Here is a 21,810-nt window from a genome sequence, read left to right as displayed (position 1 = left end):
CTAATCAGGTCGCTTTTTTTATGTATAAATGATTTAGATTAACCCACTTGAATTTCAGTATTGGGATGACTAACACGACTTTTATTTGGTGTCGCAATCAAATATGCAAGCGTTAAAGGCCCCAAACGACCTGCAAACATTAAGCATATCAACGCAATTTGACTTCCTGCATGCAAATCTTCAGTGATGCCTCGTGATAAACCAACAGTACAAGCAGCGGAAACGGCTTCAAATAATAAGTCTAAAAATTTCTTATTCGGCTCTAAAACCAACAGGGTAAAGAAACCAATGAGAATGAGTAATGACGTGATAGAAATGACCGCCAGAGCTTTAAAAGTAGCTTGGTGTGAGACAGAGTGACCGAATACTGTAATTTCAGATGAGCGTTTTAGGAAAGAGCGCACACTTAAAATCATGATGATAAATGTACCAACTTTAATCCCACCTGCGGTACTGAGCGATCCACCACCGATAAACATCAACACCATCGTGATAAGCGTTGAGGCATTGGTCATGCTACTGACTTCTAAGCTGTTAAAGCCTGATGAACGTGGTACTGTGGCATGGAACCATGCATTTAAAGCCTGATCACCCACGGACATTGGTGCGAGTGTTAAAGGGTTCGATGCTTCTATTGACCAAATTACAATGAATGCAAATAGGTTTAAACCTGCAATGGTTGAGAGGATTAACTTGCTATTTGTTGAAAGTTTTTTCCAACGTTTGGCACGTTTAATATCCATTAGTACGACAAAACCAATACCACCGATGATATACAGCAAACTAATCGTCAATGTGACCATGTATTGGTCAGAGAAGCTCATTAAGCTATTGGGAAATAAAGAGAATCCACCGTTATTAAACGCTGAAATACTATAAAACAAGGCATAAAAGAAAGCACGATCAAGGTCATAATAGTTTGACCATGCCATGGTTAAGATCCCTGTACCTATTGCTTCAAAGAACAGTGAGTAGAGGAAAACTCCTTTTACGGTAAATGTTGCTCTGGCTAAACTGGTTTGCCCGATGGTTTCTTGCGCCATAATTTGCTGTTTAAGTCCAACTTTGGATGAAAGACTTAGTGCAGCCAAGATCGCAAAGGTCATGAAACCCAAACCACCACATTGGATGAGGAGCATGACCACCACTTGTCCAAATGTCGTCAGTGAGTCGCCAATATTGACCACAGATAAGCCTGTAATTGTCACAGCAGAAGTTGCGGTAAATAAGGCATCAAGCCATGACAAATCACCTTTATGGGAAAAAGGGAGTTTGAGCAACAATGTCCCAATGACGATGAAGCTTAAAAAACCTAAGGCAAGTAAACTCGGTGGGCTGAGATTAATGCGATTATGATTTTTATTGATCAGTTCTTTTCTAGATAGACGCATAGTAACAACTATAAGAAACGAATTGAAAATTGTCTTAACATTTCTACAGGGCCTTCCAAAATCAAAATATCTTTTTCTTGTAAAATGGTTCCAGGTGCAATCTCATAAAGTACATGAGAGCCACGCTGTAGTAATAGTGTTTTGATTTCAGGTGTATTTTCCATCACCGTTTGGAACTGAGCACCTTGCAGATTTGCCGCAATTTCAATTTTGACAATATAGCGATCATTATTCAGCGCCATATAACGTCGAACCATCGGATAACTCAGATTCTGCGCGATGCGAATGCCCATGTCTTCTTCAGGGTGAATGATTTTAGTAATCCCTAGATGTGACAAAATCATATGATGTGACTTAGATTTTGCTTTCACAAATATTTTATCAATGCCTAAGTTTTTTAGATGAAGTACACATAAAATACTGGCTTCAATGTCATCACCAATTGCAACAACAACAGCATCACAGTTTTTGACATTCAGTTCTTCTAGGACATGTTCATCTGTTGCATCTGCTATTACCGCATGACTAATTTGATCTGCAATATTTTCTACATTTTTTTTCAGTGTATCTATACCAATCACATCGTGATTTAAGTTAGTAAGCTCTAATGCAACCGCTTCGCCAAAACTACCTAAACCGATGACAGCAAACAGTGCCATTTTAAATCCTTATCAATGCACAAGATTTGTGTGACATTATCATATTCAATTTTTATATATTTTATATTTAAACGATTGCGTCGCCAATCTGAAAACGAAGAATAAAGTTGGATAATGTAAAAAAACTCAAGCAGACGTCATAAAAACTTAAAATTTGCCCCGTAATATACAAATCAAAGCAAAAATAGATCTATGCCAAGTCATGGCGGAATGTAAGTAGAAAAAATGGACGATAAAAAAATTTTCAAAATCCTGCAACATTGGTTCCCTGAGTTGCAGCAAAGAGATATTCCCAAAAAGAAAAATCGTAAAAGTTTTGACGTTTTTCTAGATTGGCTTGAGGCTGAAAAGTTTGGTGGTCGTTTTCGTGCCTATTTAATGAAAATAGATCGAATGAAATTTCAGGAAAATGAAATTGAGAGAAGTGCGATTTTTCATGAATATGCAGTTGATAGCTCGAATCTTCAGACTCAAATACGTGAGCGTGCAAAACCTTTATTTGAGCATTATGAACAACATAAAGAAGTAATAGGGCGCTATTACAATGTACAAGATCAAGTTTATGACATTGTTTTTGAAGAAATATTAAAAGTTGCAAGGCAACATGATTATGAGTTGTTACTGATCTATGCTGAAGACTATCATTGGTTGCTTGTACCCAACCAAGACCATAAGATTGAAAAATTCTGTAAACATTTCAATAGACAATTTCATGATCAAGACGTGAGTATTGAACACTATGCCTTATTCGATTGCTCAAGATCGACTTAATATTTGATTCTTTGAGGTTTTTTAAAGTATAGTTTTGTTTTCTTTTTTAAATTGAACAAACAATGGATGATAAAAAGATATATCAACTCTTACAAGCGTGGTTTCCTGAGTTGGAGTCTCTGAAAATTCCAAAGAAAAAAATGAGAAGGGATTTTGAAACTTTTTATTATTGGTTGTCCCCTCAAGATATTACTGAGCCTACGACTGAGGATGATCTTCAAGAATATAAATATCGTGGGTATTTCTTAAGTATTGACCGTGATCAGCATTTTGATAATGGTATTGAGGTTTGTGCTTTATTTCAGGATTTAAATGTAGATGTTGAAGCAATACAAAATAGGATCGAGTTGAGGACAGCACCATTATTCGAACATTATGAAAAATATAAAGATTTAATTGGTAATTTTTATGCTTTACGAAGCCATGTTTACGATATTGTTTTGGAAGAAATTTACAACGAGGTGAGAAAGCACGGCTATCGAATGTTGTTGATTTACGCATCTGAACAGATTTGGATGGCTGTACCAGATCAACCGAAAAGAATAGCACAATTTATAAAGTTATTTCGTAAGCAATTTATTGGATCGCGTCCATCTATCGAATATTACGAACGATTTAAACCATTCAATTTGAGTAGTTTTTTGTCAGATGATGATTGATAGTTCAAGTTAAAAATACTTAGTTATCTCAAGCTCTATTTGACAAGAGCCTGAGATACATTGAAAGACAAATTTATTTTAAGAAACGCTGATAACCTAAGTTATTGGTAATTTCCTGATATGGATAAGTGATCGTTTCTAATGTTTCAATTAAACCATCTGGGTTTTGTTGAGCATCTTCTGCATCCAAGCCCACCAAAACACGTCCTTCTGCTGCACCGTGGTTACGGTAATGGAATAGGGTAATGTTATGTGTTGGACCTAAGCGCTCTAAGAATGTGAGCAATGCACCTGGACGCTCAGGGAATTCGACACGGAATAGACGTTCATTTTCAATGTCTGCATGACCACCAATCAAATAACGAATATGTAGTTTAGCCACTTCATCATCAGATAAATCATCAACGTCATAATGCATTTTTAGCGCTTCATAAATGTCATGACGTTCTTTGTCACCCGATTTTAAGCTAATACCCACAAAAACTTGTGCCGCAGAAGAACTGCTCGCACGGTAGTTAAATTCAGTGATGTTACGACCTTGTAAGGCACGACAGAAGTTGAGGAATGAACCTTTTTCTTCTGGAATGGTCACGGCAAAAATCGCTTCTTTACGTTCACCGAGTTCAGTACGTTCTGCGATATAACGTAAACGGTCAAAGTTCATGTTTGCACCACAAACTATCGACACCATGTTTTTATTTTCTAAACCATGTTCAGCAACGTATTTTTTAATCCCTGCCAAAGCCATTGCACCCGATGGTTCAACGATGCTACGACATTCGTCATAAGTATCTTTGATCGCAGCGCAGATTTCATCGGTATTCACAAGTACAACATCACGTTCAACGATTGGACCTGAGTTATCTGATTTTTGTAATTGAATCACTTCAAATGGTTTTTCACCAATTTGTGCAACAGCTGTACCATCTGCAAATAAACCAACGGTAGGTAAAATCACACGTTCATTTTTCTCAAAAGCGGCTTTTAAACACGCTGATTCATCATATTCCACAGGAATGACTTTGACATGCGGTGCAACATCACCCAAATAAGCAGCGACACCTGCGATTAAACCACCACCACCAACAGCAACGAATACATAATCGACATCACGCCATTGACGTAAAATTTCATTGGCAATCGTCCCTTGACCTGCCATGACCAATTCATCGTCATAGGGTGGAATGAAAGTCATACCTTCGTCAGCAGCACGTTGAATCGCATATTTATTGGCAACATCAAAAGAATCGCCGTGTAGAACCACTTGACCACCTAAACGTTTTACGGCTTGGACTTTAATATCTGGTGTCGTCTTTGGCATCACAATAATGGCGGTAATACCCAACTTTTGACCAGATAGTGCCACGCCTTGTGCATGGTTACCCGCAGAAGCAGTAATAACGCCACGTTCCAACTGAGATTTCGGTAATTGACTGATGCGGTTATAGGCACCGCGCAGTTTGAAGGAAAAGACAGGTTGCAAGTCTTCGCGTTTGAAGCGAATGTTGTTGTTTAGTTTTTCACTAATTCGTGGCGCTGCTTCGAGTGGGGTTTCGATCGCAACGTCATAGACCGTTGCCTGTAATATTTGTCGAACCAAACGAGACAGCATGTTAATTTTCCATATAACAGTTTAAAATGAGCATTGATTGTAACAAACCCCTGCGCATTTGCGATTTAAAATTATGCGAAATGTGCAGAAATTTGAAAATTTATTGAGAGATGTCATGAGCCTTTATGCTACCCAAGATGAGAAAAAACAAGCAGCAGCCAAAGCTGCTTTAAAACACTTACCAAAAGGGGGCATTTTGGGGGTAGGTACAGGCAGTACTGTGAATTTCCTCATCGAGCTTTTACCTGAGCTGCAACTTGAAGCTGCGGTAGCAAGTTCTGAAGCAACTGCACAACGTTTGAAAAAATTGGGCATTGAAGTGGTTGATATGAACCATGTAAGCGGTTTAGATGCTTATGTGGATGGTGCAGATGAAATTGATCGTCACATGCACATGATCAAAGGCGGTGGTGCAGCATTAACCCGTGAAAAGATTGTCGCTTCAATTGCGAAAAAATTCGTTTGTATCGTGGATGACTCTAAATGGGTTGAGCAACTTGGTCGTGAATTTCCACTTCCTGTCGAAGTGATTCCAATGGCACGTTCTGCTGTAGCGCGTAAAATCGTATCACTTGGAGGTGATCCTGTTTACCGTGAAGGTGTGGTAACGGATAACGGCAACGTAATCTTGGATGTATTCAATTTAAATATTTTGAATGCATTAGAGTTAGAAAAGACCTTGAATGATATTCCTGGTGTGGTATGTAACGGTATTTTCGCGATTAATAAAGCGGATATTGCTGTTGTTGCGACTGACAATGGTATTGAAGAACGCACTGCGGTTTAATATGTTGAAAGTTCCTTCTCCCTTTGGGAGAAGGCTAGGATGAGGGCAAAGAAAACCTCTCCCTAACCCTCTCCTGAAAGGAGAGGGAACTCCAAATCTGATTATAAATTTTTAGAATAAATGACCCCAAACCTCCCCGAAATTCAAATCACTCATCATGCACGTGCAACACGTTTACGTTTACGTGTAGAACCGACACAGATTAAATTAACTGTTCCAAAATTTTGCACTAAGCGTCAGATTCAAGATTTTTTAGTAGAGTCTGAACAATGGATGATTGAGACTTGGCAAGAACAGCAAGAAAAATCAGGGCAATTAGATCGAACCTTACCAACAGAATTAAAATTGTTTAATTTAGAACAGCCTTTACAGATTATTTATCAAACGCAGAAAAACTCTTATATTTTCGATGAGAAAAATCATCAATTATTGATCAGTGATCGTCAGCCTGAAAGTTATTTAAAAGCTTTTGTGATCGCTTATGCAAAGCATTATTTACCGATCTATTTGCAACACGTCAGTGTTGAAACTGGTTTAAAGTTTGGGGAATGTAGTATTCGTCAACCGAAAACCCGTTGGGGTAGTTGCACTGCACGACATGATATTATGTTGAATAGTGCTTTGGTGCTTTGTGATCATGCGATTGCACGTTATGTCTGTGCACATGAGTTAGCGCATACACGGTATTTTGATCATAGTCCTGCGTTTTGGGGCGAGGTTGAAAAGCATGATGCAAATTATAAAAACCATCGTAAAATTTTAAAAAGTGGTGTGATGCCGTGGTGGTGGTGAGATTAATTGAAATAGTTAGACTCAACTTTAGAGTGAGTAAATCAAATAAGGAACAACTATTTGAAGATAAGGCAATTCAAAAAACATGATAAAACAGCTTTGGCTGAATTATTCTTGGAAAGTCGAGTGCACAGTTGGCATTGGTTGGATTCGTCAAAATGGCGTTTAGAAGATTTTGAAAAACTCACCCAAGATGAAGTTATCTTTGTTGCAGAACAAGATCAACAATATCTAGGATTTGCCTCTATTTATCTGCAAGATAACTTTTTACATCATCTTTTTGTCGCGCCAAATGCTCAAAATCATGGTGTAGGTGCAGAATTATTAGGTTCAGCTGAACAGTTATTTTCAGGTACAGGTTATCTCAAATGTTTAACTGAAAATTATCAGGCTTTGAACTTTTATCAAAAGCATCGTTGGAAAATTATTGATACAGGTCATTGTGAGGACGGTGACTATTATTTGATGTCAAAAGAAAAATAAAGACATTCAATCTATCCTATTCATTTAACCATGTTTTGATCAATTCAACGATTTTCTCTGGTTGTTTCAACCAAGCACTATGTTGATTGCCTTTAAGCTGCTGAGTTAAATCTAAAGTTTTAATTTGAGGATATTTAAAATAACCACTTAAACCGAGCATAGAATTCATTGGGGCAAAATCATCACTTTGTAAATAGATAAATAGGGCATCATTTTCAACGATCTTTTCAGAATTGATGACATGTTTATAATTGCCACTAAACACGACTTTCGACCAATCTCGCATCAGTGTCTTCGATTCACGATTTCCAAACGCAATTTTATAACCTGCAAAAAAGCCATCTTTTAAAATCATCGCATTGATCACTGCCGTAGCTTTTAAAATATTGAATTTGCCTTTCACATCCCAGCTTTTTCAAACCAATATTTCCAGTCGCAATACCAATGACTTTATTATCATGGTGTTGTGCATACAGCGTTGCCAAATGACCACCTAAACTATGTCCGAATAGAATCGGTTTTTGATGACAGGTTTCTAAAGAAATTTGTTCAAGTTGCGGGATAAAATCACTGAGTAAGTCTGCGTAACCATAGTCAATATCTTTAGAAACAAGCGGTTGGTTACGTCCACAATGAGGATAATCTGCAATCACCACATTGAAGCCATTTTCGGTTAATAATGCAGTCAACTTTTAGTATTTATTGATCGAAACGCCAAGTGCGGGAATGATGATCAAAGTGTGTTGATTTTCAGGATGTGAAAGAACATCAACAATAATTGAATATTGTCCAAAATGAATCGTTTTTTGCGTTAAGGTAGAATGTGACATGAGCTGATCCTTATTCTTTAAAAATATTCATTTGAATCATCATTGGAAGCCCTAGTTTGCTCATCAATGCCGTGCGAGATTGAGGATTTCTTTTTACTTCTGCTTTTAATAGCCGTTTGAATTGAGTATTGAAATGATGACGTGGATATTGAGCTAAAACCTCATCTTTAAATGGTGTTGAAAATAAAGCTAAATCAGTGCCAATCACATCGCATGAAGTGGCTTTTTGTAGCAATAACACCTCTTTGGATAAATGTTGATTATTTTCAAATAAATAGCCATTCATATGTAAACAGATTGCATCAGAAATATTGTCAGTTTGATCCTGTGGAAAATCATGTTTAGCACATAAGCTTTCAGATCGTAAGGCACTTTCCAAAGTAAAGCATTGACAGGAATATTGTGCTTGATGATCTGCTAGACCGACATCATGCATCAGACTGGCGATCAGTAAACTTTCTTCATCAAATTGCCAATCTTTGCTTTGTGCAATTGCTACACCCCAAATATAACTGCGCCATGAATGATTGATAATGGCTTGATGCTTTGTATTATTGAGTTCAGTAATCGCTTCTTTGATAATTGCTGTATCTGGAATATGAATATTTTTGAGTTCAAATTGTTGTGTATTTTCAGGCTGTTTTGAAAATGTTTTGCTATAGCTTAATGTTGCAGGAATAAGTACTTGTTTGATCAATTGTACTTTTTCTTTAAAGCTGAGTTTACCATTGCTTAAAGTCATCCATTCACGTGATCCAATCATGTTGAATTATTCCTATTTTTAGAATTAGAGTAATTACTCTAATTTATTATGCATGGAAATTTTGACAATACAAGGTCATAGCGGAATGTGATAAAAGAAAAGCATTTTTCGTAAAGAGAATTTAGGCTAAAATATTGTTAATGATAATAAATATTAAGAGAGTTTTTTGTTTAAGTTTGATGAGGAATTAAAGGAACTATGCACTTTAGTTATAAGGTTGTTGATTGTTCAATGGGTTGTTTTCTGGACAATATTTATTTTTCCAACTCAAGAAAAATATGTATTGATTAAGGATGGATATTATGAGCTGAAAACATATCGTGTTCCGCAGGATGTGAGTTATGAAATTGATCGAATTGAAGCTAAAAATATCACTAATCTGTCTTTGATGAAGGACTTTCAGGTTTTCTCAAGGTTTGATTGCGCTGGTATAGTCGTTGAAAGAAAAAATGTGCAAGTGTGTGATGCTTTTTTAGATAAAAATAAGCGCGTTACTCATATAGAACTTTATGAAAGACACCCAAAGGATGGGTACAAAATTGTTTATGAAATAAAAGGTTTAGAGTACGAAAATTCGAGACATGAAAAAATAAAAATTGAAGTGTCTGTTTTGCCCTATGAATCTCAGTCACATTTAAATAATGCAAAATTTAAATTCGTCATGAGTATCATTGGTAGTTCTTTTGCCTTGATATTATTCTTTTATGTATTTTATTCAACACAGTTTGCAAAAAGTATAAGAAAGGATGGTAATTTATTGATATACCTAAAAAATACAATAAAATATGTGACGCTTATTTTGATCGGTTATCAATTCATCAAAGTTTGGATGTTTTTATTTAAGAATTTATAAAATTATAATTGCATCCTACAAATTTAGAGTATCTGTATTTAAAATTATCATGAAATACACTCAAACCTAAGTAAAACAGTTTAGAAAACCAAAACTTCCTGTCATACTATGGGGCTACAAAATGGATACTTTTGAATTGAGGTAAAGCACGTGATTTCAGTAGGCATTGTCGGCGGAACGGGTTATACAGGCGTAGAATTGTTGCGTCTTTTACTACGACATCCAAATGCACAAGTGAATGTACTGACATCACGTACTGAAGATGGTCGCCGTGTAGATGATATGTTCCCAAGCTTACGTGGACATACAGACCTTAAATATTCAGATTTAAATATCGATGAACTCAAAAAATGCGACGTGGTTTTCTTTGCAACACCGCATGGTGTGGCAATGAAACATACCGAAGAATTATTGGCTGCCAATACCAAAGTCATCGACTTAGCTGCTGATTTTCGTTTGCAAGATTTAGAACAGTTTGAAAAATGGTATGGCATGCAACACGCTTGCCCAGAGATTTTAAAAGATTCAGCTTATGGTTTGTCTGAACTGAATCGTGACAAAATTAAAAATGCTAAAGTGATTGGTAACCCAGGTTGCTATCCAACCACAGTGCAATTAGGTTTAGCACCATTATTTAAACAAGCTGCAACATTGGTTAAACCTGAAAGTATTATTATTGATGCAAAATCAGGTGTTTCAGGTGCAGGGCGTAAAGCAAGTTTAGGCATGATTTACTCTGAAAATGCTGATAATTTCAAAGCTTATAGCGTTGCAGGACATCGTCATCATCCTGAGATTGTTGAAGCACTTGAAAATATTTCAGGTCAAAAAGGTGTGTTTGACCACATTCTTTTTGTTCCGCATTTAGTGCCTATGATTCGTGGTATGTTGAGTTCGATTTATATCGACTTGACAGATGAAGGTGATGCAGCAGATTTACAAAGCCTTTATGAACAATTCTATGCCAATGAAACCTTTGTCGATGTGATGCCAGCAGGAAGTTCACCAGAAACTCGCTCTGTGCGTGGTGCAAATCAGTTGCGTATCGCACTGTACAAACCGCAACCGAAAAAGTTGATTGTATTGTCCGTTCAAGATAATTTAGTCAAAGGTGCAGCAGGACAAGCTGTACAAAATATGAATTTAATGTTTGGTTTTGCTGAAGATGCTGGCTTACAAGGCATCGGATTATTACCATAAAAAACGCTTTATAACTTCACACACATTTAACTTTGCGGTTAAATGTGTGTTTTGATTCTATCATTACTTAGAGATGACGATGCAGAACACAGAAACAAACACCGCGTCAGAACCAACTCAAACGCCGAAGAAATCTTTTATGCAAGGTAATATGCCACTGATCATCGGTGGAGTCATTTTATGCGCGGGAAGTACACTTTTAGGTTATACAGTTGGGCATCGCCAAGGTTTGACAGCTGTTGGTTTTGATGCAGACGCAGAGCAATTGGTAGAAGTGGTAAAACAACAAAAAGCCACGTTGGCAAATTTAAATAAAAGTTTAAATGCAACTGTGCAAGAGCGTGATGTCGCTGTATCAAACTCGAATGATTTGACTGAAGCACTGAATAAATCCGATGCGGCAAAAGCGCAAGGTGATGTTATGAGTGCGATTTATCGTGAAGTGTTAAAACAACGTGGTGGTTTGAGTCTAATGATTCAAAACATCGCAGTAAAACCTTTGCCTGAAAATGCCTATGAATATCAATTAGATTTAATCCAAGTCAGCCCAAAACGTGCAACAGGTTCGGTTGAAATTCGCTTAATTAGTGGAACAGAAGTGTTAACAGTTCCTTTGGAAGATGCGAATTATAATTTCAGCGATTATGAGCGCCTAACAGGACGTTGGACAATGCCGAAGGGCTTTAACCCTCAATTCATTGAAGTACGTTTAAATGGTGCGACACCAGTCATTAAACGTTTCAGTTGGTCACGCGGTAAGCCTGTCGATAGTTCAGCAGCATTTGCAGCTGAAGTACCACAAGCTGAAGCCAATTCTCAATAAATCATAAGTACTTTGAAAAATATGCGAACTAAGAAGCGTCAAATGAGTTTAAATGAAGTGAAATCATCGTTTAATGATTCAGGTTATGTAGATTGGCATTTGAGTACTCGTGTGAACAATTCAGAAGATTCAGACCATGATCAAGGTGATGTTGCAATACAGACAGCACCACCCGAAATAAAACGTCCACCGATGTATTCTGTTCTTTTATTGAACGATGATTACACACCAATGGACTTTGTTATTGAAATTTTACAACAATACTTTGCTTTGAATCTTGACCAAGCCACTCAAGTAATGTTAACAGTACATTATGAAGGAAAAGGTGAAGCTGGCGTTTATCCAAGAGACATTGCGGAAACAAAAGCCAACCAAGTAAATAACTACGCTCGATCTCAAGGTCATCCATTACTTTGTCAGATTGAGCCAAAAGAATAAGGGGGTTTCATGCTCAGTCGTCAATTAGAAGTTTCGCTCCGTTTGGCTGTTAGCATGGCTCGTCAAAAGAGACATGAGTTCCTCACGGTTGAACATTTATTACTAGCTTTACTAGATAACGATTCGGCAGTAAATGCGCTTAAAGCATGTGGTGCTGAAATTATCAGTTTGCGTAAAGAATTAGAAGAATATGTAGAGCAACATACCCCTAAATTAGGTGAGAACAGCGACCAAGCTCCTCATCCAACTGAAAGTTTTGATCGTATTTTGCAACGTGCAATTTTCCATGTTCAATCGAGCGGTGGTGATCGCACAGTTGAAGGTGCAGATGTACTTGTTGCAATGTATTCTGAACGTGATTCTTTTGCGGTTTACTTATTGAAACGTCATCAAATCAATCGTCTGACTTTGACTCAATATCTATCGCATGGTGCGCGTAAAGAAGAAATTCATGTTGAAGAAGAATCTGAAGATTTAGAAGGTGAAGCGAGCGCTTCTGCAAATGCAGGACCACTCGAACTTTATACGCTTAATCTCAACATTGAAGCGCAAAAAGGTAAAACTGATCCTTTGATTGGACGTGAAAAAGAAATTGAGCGTACTGCGCAAATCCTTTGCCGCCGTCGTAAGAATAACCCATTGCTTGTAGGTGATCCAGGTGTTGGTAAAACCTCGATTGCCGAAGGTTTAGCATGGTTAATTGTCAATGGTAAAGCACCGAAACCACTTGCGAATGCTGAAGTTTATAGCTTAGACATTGGTGCATTGGTTGCAGGTACAAAATACCGTGGTGACTTTGAAAAGCGTTTAAAACAACTTTTAAATGCGATGAAAAAGAAACCCGAAGCGATTCTATTTATTGATGAAATTCACATGATCATTGGTGCTGGCTCAAGTATGGGCAGTACCATGGATGCATCGAATTTGATCAAACCAGCATTGGCGAACGGGACTTTACGTTGCATCGGTTCAACGACTTTCCAAGAATATCGTCAAGTGTTTGAAAAAGATCATGCTTTATCTCGCCGTTTCCAAAAGATTGATGTGAATGAACCATCAATTAATGAAACAATTGATATTCTCCGTGGATTGAAAACTAAGTTCGAAGATTTCCATCATGTGAAATATGATGATGCCGCTTTAGTATCGGCAGTTGAGCTTTCTGCTAAATTTATTAACGATCGTTTCTTACCAGACAAAGCGATTGATGTAATTGATGAGGCAGGCGCGCAACGTCGTTTAAAAGCTGAACAAGACGATACCGTAATTACGGTTGAAAATATTGAAGACATCGTGTCTAAGATTGCACGTATTCCGCCTAAAACCGTGTCTAAAGATGATAAGTCTGTACTTGAACATCTTGAGCGTGATCTTAAACGTGTGGTGTTTGGTCAAGATGAGGCGATTACTGCATTATCATCAGCAATTAAACTATCTCGTGCAGGCTTGAAAGCACCTGATAAACCAGTCGGTAGTTTTGTATTTGCCGGTCCAACTGGTGTAGGTAAAACAGAAGTCACTAAGCAATTGGCAAAATTGTTAGGTGTAGAGTTTGTCCGCTTTGATATGTCTGAGTATATGGAACGTCATGCGGTTTCTCGTTTGATCGGTGCGCCTCCAGGCTATGTCGGTTATGATCAAGGTGGTCTACTCACTGATGCGATTCATAAAAATCCGCATTGTGTATTATTGCTTGATGAGATCGAAAAAGCGCATCCAGATGTGTTCAACTTGTTACTCCAAGTGATGGATCATGGTGCATTGACCGATAATAATGGGCGTAAGTCTGATTTCCGTAATGTGATCATTGTATTGACGACCAATATTGGTGCAGAAAGTATTTCTCGTACAAGTATCGGCTTCACTGAACAAGATAATAGTAACGACAACCAAGAAGCAATGAAACGTGCATTCTCACCAGAATTCCGTAACCGTTTAGATGGTGTGATTCAATTTAAAGCGCTTCCAACTTCTGTGATTGAATCTGTGATTGATAAGTTCTTAACTGAGCTACAAGCACAGTTAGACGAGAAGAAAGTGGTACTTGAAGTTGATCAAGCGGCACGTGATTGGATGGCTGAAAATGGCTATGATCGTTTGATGGGTGCTCGTCCGATGCAACGTTTGATTCAAGAACACTTGAAGAAACCACTTGCTGAGATGATCCTATTTGGTGAACTTGCTGATCATGGTGGAAATGTTGCTGTGACTGTGAAGAAAGAAGATGGCAAAGCTGTAGGTCTGTCTTTGGAAGTTTTTGAAGATCAAACGGCTGAACCCGCTTAAGTTTCTTTGAAATTGAGTTGTATAAAATAACCCGTGTAAATCACGGGTTATTTATTTTATCAGTGTATTATTCATCAACTTGCTCCCAAGTTTGTTGAATCAATGTTTTATGGATGGTTATGGAACTTCAATTTACTAAAATCGTCACAACGATCTTATTATTTCTAGCGACAGCTATTGCTGAAATTTTAGGTTGTTATTTTCCATACCTGATTCTCAATCAGAACAAGAGCCACTGGTTGTGGATTCCAACAGTATTGAGTTTAGCTGTATTTGTTTGGCTATTGACGCTACATCCCGCAGCTTCAGGGCGAATTTACGCAGCGTATGGCGGAATTTATATTTTCACTGCCTTGATGTGGCTAAGATTTGTTGACCAAGTCAGTTTGACGCGATGGGACTTATTCGGTGGTGGTGTCGTATTGATTGGTGCTTTATTGATTATATTGCAGCCGAATGGTTTGGTTCGATAAATCTTACTTTATGTACTAAACCATTGTTTAACTTGATGTGCATTTTTTTCTAGATCATCAATATCTTTTGTACTTGGTTTTTTTAATTCACAATTACCTAAGCGTGACTCTATCTTTTTTGGGCATAGGTAATTCCATTCTGCATAACTAAACTGATTGGTCTTATTGTCATTAATATCATGACCGGAATGTTCAATTTGATCGTTTTCAAATCGACTGAAACTGCGGTAATGTGTTTTACAATCTTGCATATCTGTTATTACTGTTTTTAAGTTGACTAATTTTTGATTGATATAAAACAGGTTATTTTCAAAGTCACCATATGCCTTACAAGTTTCATTTTCTTTAAGTTTTGCACGGATCACATAATTTTCAAAAAATTGATGATCTAATTCAGCCGTGTATTTCTTTGCTTCGTAAACAGTTTCAATATTTGGAATACTTTTTACAATTTTTTCTGTGTAATCAAAAGTTTGTGCATTTGGAATAGTCCGAATGTTTGCATTATCCATATAACCAGCATAGCGGTGATGACGTGCAAAATGATAGGGTGGTTTTTGATTATCTGAAGCAATGACATCTGGAACATATTGAAATTCAGCAAAATCCTTTGAGCTTATTGTAAGTGTGCCTTGTAAGCCTTCGTATGCTGTACCTACTGAAACAGCTTGTTGTTTCCTAATATAAATATCTAAAGCATCCGTGCGACGAATCTCTAATTGATGACCAAGGAAGGAATTAGAAGATTTCTGATCAAGATTGGGTAATGAATAAGCGATAGATTCTAACTTGTATAGCCATTTGATATGCTCTGGAATTTTAAAAGAAATAGAATGTGTTTGAGGGTTAACAGATCCCTTGATTTCTTGGGTAATAACATCATTCGTTAGACAAGGTAGTCGTAAAAAACCACATCGTTCAAGTGAGCCTGTAATTCCAGGAATAACAACTGTAGATTTATAATTTGCTTGTGCGATTTGAGTTTCACTCAAAATTGCATTTTTCTTTTGTTGGGTCATCGTTCCATAAGATGAATACAGATCTAATTGAATATCTACATGATCTTGGTTATTGCTACAGCCATTGATGAGGAGTATTGCCATAAACAAAAGGAGAGTCTTTGTTTTTTTCATAGTGTTTATAAAACGAATAACTTCTTATGATTAATTATGGGTTGATCAGATCATAACATGGTAATAAAAAAAGCATCCAGTAAACTGAATGCTTTTTTAGTGGTCATCCATCCTATTGAATCGGTGGATGCTGCAATTGGGTTAACTCTTTTTTACTGAAACCTCGTGATACCAGTACCTTTTTAATCCCTTTAATCACATCCTCATCTGTTGCTTTCAACAGTGCTGCGAGAAGTTGATCATCGGATTTACAAGAGCAATCATTTTCAATACAAGCAATTTGATTTTTATGCTCGTTTTGCTGTTGATCTGCCACAAACAGCTTTTGCCAAAAACTCATAGAGCCTTTCACATATAACCTAACATAAGACGGAATATAACTGTTTTAAATATAAATACAAGATAGGGGATTTTCATGTAGTCGGATTTTACGCTGAATTTTTCGATTACAAAAAAACTTTTGAACGGTTTGGCAGAATATTAAGTTTTTAATACTTTATAACTTAATGATATATCGATAGATAATTTCTTTATCATCATACTGCACATTTTAGACAGTATGATGACTCTGAAATAATCGGAAATAAATTGTTTAAATTTTTTCCAACAACACACCTGATTCAACATGGTGTGTATACGGAAATTGGTCAAACATGGCAAATTTTGTGATTTTATGAGTTTGTAATAAGGTTTTTAAATTGCCATGTAAAGTATCAGGATTACATGAAATATAAAGAATACGATCAAAACCTTGTAGAAGCTTTAAAGTGTCATCATCAATACCAGCACGTGGTGGATCAACAAAAACAGTATCGAAGTCATAACTTTGAATATCAATTTTTGCTTCTTCTAAGCGACGGAATTCACGTTCACCATTATAAGCTTGGGTAAATTCTTCAGCAGATAAACGTGCAACTTGAATATTTTCAATGTTATTTTGTTCAATATTCCATTGTGCTGCATAGACTGATGATTTAGCCAATTCAGTTGCCAGTACACGATTGAATTTAAGCGAAAGTGGTAGGGTGAAGTTTCCATTCCCGCAGTAAAGTTCGAGTAAGTCTTTATTTGAGCCTTCAGCTGATTGACATGCCCATTCCAACATCTTTTGGCAGACTTGAGCGTTCGGTTGAGTAAAACTGCTTTCAATTTGTTTATATTGAAATTTACGCTCAAATACTTGCAGTTCTTCCACCACAAATTCATCAGACAGTACCAATTTAACCCCACGGCTACGTCCAATAATTTTAACATTCAGTTTTTCTGCAAGCTGTTTAGCAAGGGCTTCCCATTCTTCATTGAGCGGTGCACGATATACCAATGAAACTAACATTTCGCCTTTCAGCGTTGCGAGAAAATGAATTTCAAAAAGTTTTTTAGACAGAATCGGATTGGCTTTGATTTCATCCAATAAAATCGGCATTAAAGTATTGATACTTTTGTCTGCAATCGGAAATTCATCAATGCGGACGATGCTTTTTTGTTGATTTTCATCACGTTCAAACATGGCATAGAACATATCATCTTCAGTGTGCCAAATACGGAATTCTGCACGCATACGGAAGTTTTGCTCTGGTGAAGCAAAGACTTCTAATGATGGTGGATTAAATTCTGCAAATTGAGTTTGGATTCGTTCAATTTTGGCATCAAGCTGTTGTTGATAAGATGAAGTCATAGAAGTCAGAAAAACACTGGAATTAAGCAGTGCAGATGGTAGCAAAATTAGGGAAAAATGGACACCTGATTCCTATCAATCCAGTGTAAATTATTTAAATACTTTACTGAGATTGAAATCTACGTCAGGACATTGATTAAATTCAGCAAAGTTTTGGATTTCCATATTTAACGTGTCAATAAAATGCGCTTGATCGAGTGTATGGTCTTTAAAATAATTTTGTTCTAAATGCAGGCTGATTACTTCAAAACGCTGCTGTGTCCGATGTGCTTTGCAATCAATACGACCAACAATATGATCACCATATAAAATAGGTAGGCTGAAATAACCATAGACTCGTTTAGCTGGAGGAACATAGCATTCTAAGCGATAGTCAAATTTAAATAGGGCATTTAATCGTTTACGATGAATCACCAAATTGTCAAAAGGTGAAAGAATTTTCACTTTTAATTCAATTGGTTTGAGATGCTCTAACGCATCCATTTGAATAAATATGTTTTGGCTGTCTTTATTCACATAACCCAATTGATCTAAAGTGGTGATGATTCTTGCATCAAGTTGTTCATTGACAATTTTACGCATCGCTTCACGGATGTCTTTGCCTGTTTTCAAGTGGATGAGTTGCTTCCATGTAAATATGCCATGTGCTCTCATTGTTGTATCAAACAGATAGCGCGCATATTCTTCAAGTGTTGGTATCGTTAAATCAAGATTGTTCGGTAGGCAATGTTCAGTCAGTTTATAGACCTTTTCCATGCCATGACGTTCAGAGATCATCAAATCGCCTTGCATGAAAAGCTGATCAATTGAACGCCGTGCCAGACTGGTATTCCACCAAGCACCCGAACTTTGCTTATTTTTTGAATCTATATGGCGCAGTCGAATACTGCCTTCAGCTCTGGTACGCGTCAGTATTTCTTTCATTAAATGTCTATCACCGTGACCAAAATAACGATGTTGGCCATTGCGAATGGATTGCATGTAGGGCAATACATAACGATAATCTCGCATCGGCAAGTATGAAGCTGCATGAAACCAATGTTCAAAAATATGCTGTTGTTGAACCAATTGGTTTAAATGATTGCTTTGCGTATTTGCTTGATAGTCTGGCACTCGATTCCACAGCACATGATGATGCGCACGCTCAATTACTGAAATGGTATCGATTTGTACATAACCAAGATGTTCAATCGCTTGGCGAGTTCCCTCTAAACCGTGACTGAATTTCGCATGTGTAGTTAAACCCTGTTGAGATATTGCCAATTGTCGAAGCAAATCATTCATTTATTTAATCCTGAATAAGTACAAAGTGTACTTTCTTGAAAACACACTGAGTTATTTTCTATACCAATCTATTTTGATCATTTTAATTTCTTTAAAATACAGGTAATGACCCCCCAAATGATAATCTGTTCTTCGCTATGTGGGTGAATGTCTGGAAAATCAGGATTCTCAGCTTTTAACCAAATATCGATCACACCTTGCGCAGATTTAGTCTGCATAAAACGCTTTACGGTAAATTCATTATTGATCAGTGCCAAAACAATATCACCATGTTCTGCTTCTAAACTACGATCAATTAAAATTTCATCACCGACCTCAATGCCTGCATTTTTCATAGATAAAGAATTGACCTTTAATATGAATGTCGTCACAGGGTTATGAATCAAATGATCATTTAAATCAATGCGCTTTTCCATATAGTCTTGTGCAGGAGAGGGAAAACCTGCTGCAACAGATTCAAGTGGATAGGGAATTTCGATTTTACTGTGTGCCTGAATAAGACGTAGATCATACCCAGAAATACAATCATCAATGGCATATTTTGACTGAATTGACGGTGTTATTTTGTTTGATTTCAACCATGTTTTGATCTCAACCAACTGAGAGGAATTGTCTGAAATTTTATCCATGATCAATAATCTTGAAAAAGTAACACAATCAAGTTTAACAAAATAAGCCATTCATGCAAGATTCTTTGGTCGGATTTATTGTGATTGTCAAAAGCTCCGCATACAATTATCCAAAATCCAAATGATTGAGAATGCAAATGTTGCAAGATTTTGTTGAAGAGCAGAAATTAGTATGTGAAGAATTTGACTCACGCTATATCAAAGTCAATGAAACGGATTTAGTTGCCATTGCTAAACAATCACTGAACAAAGAACCGATTGTAGGTTTGCGTAAGAAACCTGATGCTGACAATGTAGCGTGGTTTATTTATGGTGGTGAGCTGGAAGAGGGCGAGGATTTCTTTGATATTGTTACTGTGAAAGAACTTGAAGACATTTTCCCAGATGCAATTCCTTATCTTTCATTAGAAGAAGGTTTCCGCTTTATGATCGATGCTGATGAATACGAAGATGTTTGGAAGGCAGATGCAATATAATGTTCAGTCTATTGCAGTAAGGTTGAATCTTATGCGACGTAGCATTGTTTTAGGGTTATGTGGCGCTGTTTTAAGTGTGCAATGTGTTGCAGAAAGTCATTCAAAGACATTAAGCCAAGCACAATTTGATCAACGTATTCAGATGTATACGGATCAGGTCAATGCAACCAAACATATTTTAGATGAAGAAAATGTAACGGTAGACGCTACCGAACAACGCAGAGCATTTTGCTCACGTTTAGAGGCTTATCAGGCAATTGCAGAACTTGCTCAGCAAAATATTGGTTTGGATACAGCGAATATGATGTTAATTATTGCCAATAATTTTTTAGATCGCCAAAAGCAAAGTATGGAGCAGTCAGGTATGACGGTGGATGTATTTTGTGCAAATCAGGCTGCAAAGTGACTTAAAGTGCATTTTTGTCTGTTAATGACATGTTTTTGGCAGAAAATGATAAGGTAAATTGAGCGAAATAAGAAATAATAAGCCCATTAAAACAATACATTGTTAGATTTTCCCTGGTCTTAGTTGTGTTTGTTTTAATCATCAATTTCTTGATTGATGACGTCCTAAACCCGCTTAATTGCGGGTTTTTTAATTGTAGTGCTCAATTTTGAAAATAAAATTTTTAATTGTTTTGGCTAAAAAATAAGAGACTTTAAAAATGGATTAATGGATAGGAATTTTGAAATTAATGAATAAAAAAAGTTAATATTTAACCTTGTCAATGAATAATATGAAAATGAGTCCTCATAATCATATTAATTAAGATGTAATTTAATTTTTAAAAATAAAATATTAGAAATTTTGTAAAAATAATAATTATAATGAATGGTTAATAAATTGGAGGATTGGTGAAAAGAATTCTTTGATTTATATAATTTTATTTTCATATATTTTTATTCATATAGTGTTGATTATTTTTAATACAAAATATTTGTTGATAAATATGTGTTTTAATTATCATATTTTAATCAATTGTGTGAAATTTGTCACATTATTTTTAAATTTAGTCTTTGGTATTAATTAACACAATAATTGTTTGGGAAATAATAAAATGGTTTAATTAAATAAAAGCTTAAGTATTTATTAAAATAGGGCGATGGATGAAATCTTTTGAACCAACTTTAACATTAGCATTATTACAGGCTAGAGAAGCGACGATGTCATATTTTAGAACCATTTTAAATGAAATTGGTTTAACGGAACAACAATGGCGTATTATTAGTATTTTATATCAATATAATGAATTAGAAAGTAATCAGCTTGCAGATTTAGCATGTATTTTAAAACCAAGTTTAACTGGAATAATTAATCGCATGTGTGATCAAAAGCTAACAGAGAAAAGAAAGGATCATCGTGATCAGCGAATATATTTAATTAAACTTACAAATGAAGGTAAGAAGTGTTATGAAACTCAAGTTGTTAAGATGAATGAATCATATCAACACATTCAACAACAATATGGCGAAGAAAAAATGCAACAATTGTTAGTGTTACTTAAAGATTTGTGTAAGTTGAAAGTGTTAAATTAAATATAAAGAGATGATTGTAAATTATTAATTTTTGAGACTATTATTTATTATTGTATTTTAGTATCTATTTTTGAAAATATATAAAATAATTTTTTAGCTATATTTTTGAATTTTAAATGAAAAAACTCTTATACTGAGAGGTATAAATAGAAAGGTTGACTATTATTGAATAGTCAACCTTTTTTAATTCTCAGTTTTTATTTTAAAATATATTAATCAAATAATATGGTGATTATAAATATGGTTGATTTATAATC

General features: G+C 36.1%; 26 protein-coding genes. 14 read left to right on the top strand and 12 right to left on the bottom strand.

What is annotated here, in order from left to right:
• Positions 1-38 precede the first annotated feature (38 nt).
• On the bottom strand, positions 39-1,391 hold the full coding sequence (locus BEN71_RS11425; protein ID WP_068973167.1) for a TrkH family potassium uptake protein: 1,353 nt from the start codon (positions 1,389-1,391) through the stop codon (positions 39-41).
• A gap of 8 nt (positions 1,392-1,399) precedes the next feature.
• A complete protein-coding gene (locus tag BEN71_RS11420) occupies positions 1,400-2,050 on the bottom strand; it encodes a potassium channel family protein (protein WP_068973166.1) in 651 nt (216 codons plus the stop codon).
• A 225-nt stretch (positions 2,051-2,275) separates the two neighbouring features.
• On the opposite strand from BEN71_RS11420, the gene BEN71_RS11415 reads away from it, so the two are divergent.
• Both BEN71_RS11415 and BEN71_RS11410 read left to right on the top strand, forming a co-directional pair.
• Complete coding sequence (locus BEN71_RS11415) at positions 2,276-2,821, top strand: hypothetical protein (RefSeq protein WP_068973165.1); 546 nt, start codon at positions 2,276-2,278, stop codon at positions 2,819-2,821.
• Positions 2,822-2,883: 62 nt separating this feature from the next.
• Positions 2,884-3,480 (top strand): hypothetical protein, encoded by a 597-nt coding sequence (locus BEN71_RS11410; protein WP_068973164.1) that lies wholly within the window; start codon positions 2,884-2,886, stop codon positions 3,478-3,480.
• A gap of 73 nt (positions 3,481-3,553) precedes the next feature.
• Here the strand turns inward: BEN71_RS11410 and ilvA are convergent, their stop codons facing one another.
• Positions 3,554-5,092 carry a threonine ammonia-lyase, biosynthetic gene (gene ilvA, locus BEN71_RS11405; protein ID WP_068973163.1) on the bottom strand — a complete coding sequence of 513 codons (1,539 nt, stop codon included), beginning with the start codon at positions 5,090-5,092 and terminating at the stop codon, positions 3,554-3,556.
• Between the two features lie 115 nt (positions 5,093-5,207).
• Between ilvA and rpiA the strand changes: the two genes are divergently transcribed.
• From rpiA to BEN71_RS11390, 3 genes are all read left to right on the top strand, one after another.
• Entirely contained in the window at positions 5,208-5,879 is a 672-nt protein-coding gene (gene rpiA / locus BEN71_RS11400) for a ribose-5-phosphate isomerase RpiA (protein ID WP_068973162.1), read from the top strand.
• A gap of 120 nt (positions 5,880-5,999) precedes the next feature.
• Positions 6,000-6,671, top strand: a complete 672-nt coding sequence (locus BEN71_RS11395; RefSeq protein ID WP_068973161.1) for a YgjP family zinc-dependent metalloprotease — start codon at positions 6,000-6,002, stop codon at positions 6,669-6,671.
• A 60-nt stretch (positions 6,672-6,731) separates the two neighbouring features.
• Entirely contained in the window at positions 6,732-7,154 is a 423-nt protein-coding gene (locus tag BEN71_RS11390) for a GNAT family N-acetyltransferase (protein ID WP_068973160.1), read from the top strand.
• Between the two features lie 16 nt (positions 7,155-7,170).
• Here BEN71_RS11390 and BEN71_RS19375 read toward each other — a convergent pair whose 3' ends face one another.
• The 4 genes from BEN71_RS19375 to BEN71_RS11380 are packed head-to-tail and all read right to left on the bottom strand — an operon-like array spanning position 7,171 to position 8,747.
• On the bottom strand, positions 7,171-7,557 hold the full coding sequence (locus BEN71_RS19375) for a hypothetical protein (protein ID WP_227542597.1): 387 nt from the start codon (positions 7,555-7,557) through the stop codon (positions 7,171-7,173).
• Positions 7,475-7,843: an alpha/beta hydrolase gene (locus tag BEN71_RS19370; RefSeq protein ID WP_227542596.1), complete on the bottom strand. Its 369-nt coding sequence runs from the start codon at positions 7,841-7,843 to the stop codon at positions 7,475-7,477. The genes BEN71_RS19375 and BEN71_RS19370 overlap by 83 nt, the downstream gene beginning before the upstream one ends.
• A 3-nt stretch (positions 7,844-7,846) precedes the next feature.
• Positions 7,847-7,984, bottom strand: coding sequence for a hypothetical protein (locus tag BEN71_RS19365; protein ID WP_227542595.1), 138 nt, complete (start codon positions 7,982-7,984; stop codon positions 7,847-7,849).
• 10 nt (positions 7,985-7,994) lie between these two features.
• The gene (locus BEN71_RS11380) at positions 7,995-8,747 is read right to left on the bottom strand and encodes an HD domain-containing protein (RefSeq protein ID WP_068973159.1); all 753 of its coding nucleotides are present in this window, start codon (positions 8,745-8,747) and stop codon (positions 7,995-7,997) included.
• Positions 8,748-8,913: 166 nt separating this feature from the next.
• On the opposite strand from BEN71_RS11380, the gene BEN71_RS11375 reads away from it, so the two are divergent.
• The 6 genes from BEN71_RS11375 (at position 8,914) to BEN71_RS11350 (ending at position 14,820) form a co-directional block, all read left to right on the top strand.
• Positions 8,914-9,600 carry a hypothetical protein gene (locus tag BEN71_RS11375; protein WP_068973158.1) on the top strand — a complete coding sequence of 229 codons (687 nt, stop codon included), beginning with the start codon at positions 8,914-8,916 and terminating at the stop codon, positions 9,598-9,600.
• A gap of 150 nt (positions 9,601-9,750) precedes the next feature.
• Complete coding sequence (argC, locus tag BEN71_RS11370; protein ID WP_068973157.1) at positions 9,751-10,800, top strand: N-acetyl-gamma-glutamyl-phosphate reductase; 1,050 nt, start codon at positions 9,751-9,753, stop codon at positions 10,798-10,800.
• 79 nt (positions 10,801-10,879) lie between these two features.
• Positions 10,880-11,623, top strand: coding sequence for a hypothetical protein (locus BEN71_RS11365; protein ID WP_068973156.1), 744 nt, complete (start codon positions 10,880-10,882; stop codon positions 11,621-11,623).
• 21 nt (positions 11,624-11,644) lie between these two features.
• Positions 11,645-12,061, top strand: coding sequence for an ATP-dependent Clp protease adapter ClpS (gene clpS, locus BEN71_RS11360; RefSeq protein ID WP_068973155.1), 417 nt, complete (start codon positions 11,645-11,647; stop codon positions 12,059-12,061).
• Positions 12,062-12,070: 9 nt separating this feature from the next.
• Positions 12,071-14,347: an ATP-dependent Clp protease ATP-binding subunit ClpA gene (gene clpA, locus BEN71_RS11355; protein WP_068973154.1), complete on the top strand. Its 2,277-nt coding sequence runs from the start codon at positions 12,071-12,073 to the stop codon at positions 14,345-14,347.
• Positions 14,348-14,466: 119 nt separating this feature from the next.
• Entirely contained in the window at positions 14,467-14,820 is a 354-nt protein-coding gene (locus BEN71_RS11350) for a YnfA family protein (RefSeq protein ID WP_068973153.1), read from the top strand.
• 8 nt (positions 14,821-14,828) lie between these two features.
• On the opposite strand, the gene BEN71_RS11345 is transcribed toward BEN71_RS11350, so the two are convergent.
• From BEN71_RS11345 to BEN71_RS11325, 5 genes are all read right to left on the bottom strand, one after another.
• Positions 14,829-15,839, bottom strand: coding sequence for a hypothetical protein (locus BEN71_RS11345; RefSeq protein ID WP_152033041.1), 1,011 nt, complete (start codon positions 15,837-15,839; stop codon positions 14,829-14,831).
• Positions 15,840-16,065: 226 nt separating this feature from the next.
• On the bottom strand, positions 16,066-16,293 hold the full coding sequence (locus BEN71_RS11340) for a hypothetical protein (protein WP_068973151.1): 228 nt from the start codon (positions 16,291-16,293) through the stop codon (positions 16,066-16,068).
• 252 nt (positions 16,294-16,545) lie between these two features.
• Positions 16,546-17,628, bottom strand: coding sequence for a tRNA (uridine(54)-C5)-methyltransferase TrmA (gene trmA / locus BEN71_RS11335; RefSeq protein WP_068973150.1), 1,083 nt, complete (start codon positions 17,626-17,628; stop codon positions 16,546-16,548).
• A gap of 90 nt (positions 17,629-17,718) precedes the next feature.
• Entirely contained in the window at positions 17,719-18,912 is a 1,194-nt protein-coding gene (locus BEN71_RS11330) for a winged helix-turn-helix domain-containing protein (RefSeq protein ID WP_068973149.1), read from the bottom strand.
• A gap of 77 nt (positions 18,913-18,989) precedes the next feature.
• Positions 18,990-19,541: a LexA family protein gene (locus tag BEN71_RS11325; RefSeq protein WP_068973246.1), complete on the bottom strand. Its 552-nt coding sequence runs from the start codon at positions 19,539-19,541 to the stop codon at positions 18,990-18,992.
• Positions 19,542-19,678: 137 nt separating this feature from the next.
• Between BEN71_RS11325 and BEN71_RS11320 the strand changes: the two genes are divergently transcribed.
• The 3 genes from BEN71_RS11320 to hpaR all read left to right on the top strand — a co-directional run bounded on the left by BEN71_RS11320 (position 19,679) and on the right by hpaR (position 21,553).
• Positions 19,679-20,017, top strand: coding sequence for an immunity protein Imm33 domain-containing protein (locus BEN71_RS11320; protein ID WP_068973148.1), 339 nt, complete (start codon positions 19,679-19,681; stop codon positions 20,015-20,017).
• 31 nt (positions 20,018-20,048) lie between these two features.
• Complete coding sequence (locus tag BEN71_RS11315; RefSeq protein ID WP_068973245.1) at positions 20,049-20,423, top strand: hypothetical protein; 375 nt, start codon at positions 20,049-20,051, stop codon at positions 20,421-20,423.
• A gap of 701 nt (positions 20,424-21,124) precedes the next feature.
• Positions 21,125-21,553: a homoprotocatechuate degradation operon regulator HpaR gene (hpaR, locus tag BEN71_RS11310; RefSeq protein ID WP_068973147.1), complete on the top strand. Its 429-nt coding sequence runs from the start codon at positions 21,125-21,127 to the stop codon at positions 21,551-21,553.
• Positions 21,554-21,810: the final 257 nt, after the last annotated feature.

The organism is Acinetobacter wuhouensis (assembly GCF_001696605.3).
GTDB classification, from domain to species: Bacteria; Pseudomonadota; Gammaproteobacteria; order Pseudomonadales; family Moraxellaceae; genus Acinetobacter; species Acinetobacter wuhouensis.
This window is presented reverse-complemented; position numbering and strand designations above follow the sequence as displayed.

What these genes read in the sequence shown, in the direction of transcription:
- BEN71_RS11425 (WP_068973167.1), bottom strand. Translation starts at nt 1,391, where the DNA reads ATGCGTCTATCTAGAAAAGAACTGATCAATAAAAATCATAATCGCATT.
- BEN71_RS11420 (WP_068973166.1), bottom strand. Translation starts at nt 2,050, where the DNA reads ATGGCACTGTTTGCTGTCATCGGTTTAGGTAGTTTTGGCGAAGCGGTT.
- BEN71_RS11415 (WP_068973165.1), top strand. Translation starts at nt 2,276, where the DNA reads ATGGACGATAAAAAAATTTTCAAAATCCTGCAACATTGGTTCCCTGAG.
- BEN71_RS11410 (WP_068973164.1), top strand. Translation starts at nt 2,884, where the DNA reads ATGGATGATAAAAAGATATATCAACTCTTACAAGCGTGGTTTCCTGAG.
- ilvA (WP_068973163.1), bottom strand. Translation starts at nt 5,092, where the DNA reads ATGCTGTCTCGTTTGGTTCGACAAATATTACAGGCAACGGTCTATGAC.
- rpiA (WP_068973162.1), top strand. Translation starts at nt 5,208, where the DNA reads ATGAGCCTTTATGCTACCCAAGATGAGAAAAAACAAGCAGCAGCCAAA.
- BEN71_RS11395 (WP_068973161.1), top strand. Translation starts at nt 6,000, where the DNA reads ATGACCCCAAACCTCCCCGAAATTCAAATCACTCATCATGCACGTGCA.
- BEN71_RS19365 (WP_227542595.1), bottom strand. Translation starts at nt 7,984, where the DNA reads ATGTCACATTCTACCTTAACGCAAAAAACGATTCATTTTGGACAATAT.
- BEN71_RS11380 (WP_068973159.1), bottom strand. Translation starts at nt 8,747, where the DNA reads ATGATTGGATCACGTGAATGGATGACTTTAAGCAATGGTAAACTCAGC.
- BEN71_RS11365 (WP_068973156.1), top strand. Translation starts at nt 10,880, where the DNA reads ATGCAGAACACAGAAACAAACACCGCGTCAGAACCAACTCAAACGCCG.
- clpS (WP_068973155.1), top strand. Translation starts at nt 11,645, where the DNA reads ATGCGAACTAAGAAGCGTCAAATGAGTTTAAATGAAGTGAAATCATCG.
- clpA (WP_068973154.1), top strand. Translation starts at nt 12,071, where the DNA reads ATGCTCAGTCGTCAATTAGAAGTTTCGCTCCGTTTGGCTGTTAGCATG.
- BEN71_RS11350 (WP_068973153.1), top strand. Translation starts at nt 14,467, where the DNA reads ATGGAACTTCAATTTACTAAAATCGTCACAACGATCTTATTATTTCTA.
- BEN71_RS11345 (WP_152033041.1), bottom strand. Translation starts at nt 15,839, where the DNA reads ATGACCCAACAAAAGAAAAATGCAATTTTGAGTGAAACTCAAATCGCA.
- BEN71_RS11340 (WP_068973151.1), bottom strand. Translation starts at nt 16,293, where the DNA reads ATGAGTTTTTGGCAAAAGCTGTTTGTGGCAGATCAACAGCAAAACGAG.
- trmA (WP_068973150.1), bottom strand. Translation starts at nt 17,628, where the DNA reads ATGACTTCATCTTATCAACAACAGCTTGATGCCAAAATTGAACGAATC.
- BEN71_RS11330 (WP_068973149.1), bottom strand. Translation starts at nt 18,912, where the DNA reads ATGAATGATTTGCTTCGACAATTGGCAATATCTCAACAGGGTTTAACT.
- BEN71_RS11325 (WP_068973246.1), bottom strand. Translation starts at nt 19,541, where the DNA reads ATGGATAAAATTTCAGACAATTCCTCTCAGTTGGTTGAGATCAAAACA.
- BEN71_RS11320 (WP_068973148.1), top strand. Translation starts at nt 19,679, where the DNA reads ATGTTGCAAGATTTTGTTGAAGAGCAGAAATTAGTATGTGAAGAATTT.
- BEN71_RS11315 (WP_068973245.1), top strand. Translation starts at nt 20,049, where the DNA reads ATGCGACGTAGCATTGTTTTAGGGTTATGTGGCGCTGTTTTAAGTGTG.
- hpaR (WP_068973147.1), top strand. Translation starts at nt 21,125, where the DNA reads ATGAAATCTTTTGAACCAACTTTAACATTAGCATTATTACAGGCTAGA.